The following is a 1,425-nucleotide window of genomic DNA, read 5'->3' on the forward strand; positions in this document are numbered from 1 at the left end:
CTAGTAGGACTCCGTTAGGTCTGTCTTGATCTTGGTGTGGTTCTGCTGGGCAGGGGTTGGTGGCAGGTGGTGCAGATGCCGGTCCAGCAGTTCAGCAGGTCCTGGAGGATGTCGAGGATCTGGTAGAGGCTGAGTCCGCTGTGTCGGCTTTTGGGGCCAGCCGCTGCTCGGTGAGGAACGCATGGGCGGCGGTGACCAGGGTGGCGTGGTGATGCCAGCCGTTCCAGGAGCGGCCCTCGAAGTGGTCCAGGCCCAGGCCGTGTTTGAGTTCGCGGTAGTCGTGCTCGATGCGCCAGCGGATCTTCGCCAGGCGGACCAGGTCGGCGATCGGGGTGTCGTCGGGCAGGTTGGACAGCCAGAAACGGGTCGGTCCGTCCTCGCCGTCGGGCCACTCGGCCAGCAGCCGCACCTCGGGCAGGACACCGTCCCACCGGCCGTGCTCGGCCACCGCGGCCGCCTGGGCCAGCCGACGCGAGCGCACCCCGGCAGGGCGGACCCGCATCGTGAGGAAGCGGGAGGTCATCGGGCCGCGGGAGCCTTCCCGCCAGGTCACCTCGCTGAAGGCTTCCCGTCCGGCGGCCGCGGCCAGTTCCGCCACCGTCACCGGCGACTGCCGGTAGCGGGGAACCGGCCGGCGGCCGGTGCCGGACCACGCAGGGGCGGCGGGGGCCGCCTCGTGCGGCTGGACGGTGATATCGGCGCGGATGCCGACCACGTACGAGTGTCCTCGCTCGGCCAGGCCGGCGCGGAAGTCGGCGTTCTGGCCGTAGCCGGCATCCGCCACCACGACCGGCGGCACCAGTCCCCATCCGGCCAGTTCGTCCAGGGCATCCAGGGCCAGGCGCCACTTCTCCCGGTGCCCGACATCTTCCGGGACACCGGTCCGCCGGCGTCGGACGGCGTCCTCGGCCCATTCCCGGGGCAGGAACAGCCGCCAGTTCAGCGGGCACGAGGCCGCATCGGACACCGCGTGCACGCTGATGGCGACCTGGCAGTTGGCCTGCTTGCCCAGCGCACCGCAGTACTGGGGAGCAACCCCGACCGACATCCTGCCGTCCTTGGGGAACGACACATCATCGACCGCCCAGGCGTCCGGACCGATCCGCGGCACCAGCCGCTCCGCGATCCGCCGGCGCACCGGCACCGGATCCCAGGTGGACTGGTTCACGAACTGCTGCAGGTTCTGCTCGTTGCCGTCCGGCAGCCGCGAGGCCATGGCCTGGATGGACTTGCGGCGGCCGTCCATCATCAGCCCCCGCAGATAGCAGTCGCCCTTGGCCCGCTGGTCCTTGCGCGGCACCGAGGCGAACACATCCGCCACGAATAACGCCAACGTCGCCCGAACACGGTTCACTTCATGTGCATCCACATACTCACCGTGCCCCAGAACAAGGTCGACACACAGACCTAACGGAGTCCTACTAG

1 protein-coding gene is annotated in these 1,425 nt (G+C 69.6%); it reads right to left on the reverse strand.

Translation table 11 applies throughout. The features are described from left to right. Positions 1–91: 91 nt before the first annotated feature. Positions 92–1,369 (reverse strand): IS701 family transposase, encoded by a 1,278-nt coding sequence (locus ACIRC0_RS39695; protein ID WP_403627022.1) that lies wholly within the window; start codon positions 1,367–1,369, stop codon positions 92–94. Positions 1,370–1,425: the final 56 nt, after the last annotated feature.

Source organism: Streptomyces sp. NPDC093984 (genome assembly GCF_044764595.1).
In the GTDB taxonomy this organism is placed as follows: Bacteria; Actinomycetota; Actinomycetes; order Streptomycetales; family Streptomycetaceae; genus Streptomyces; species Streptomyces cynarae.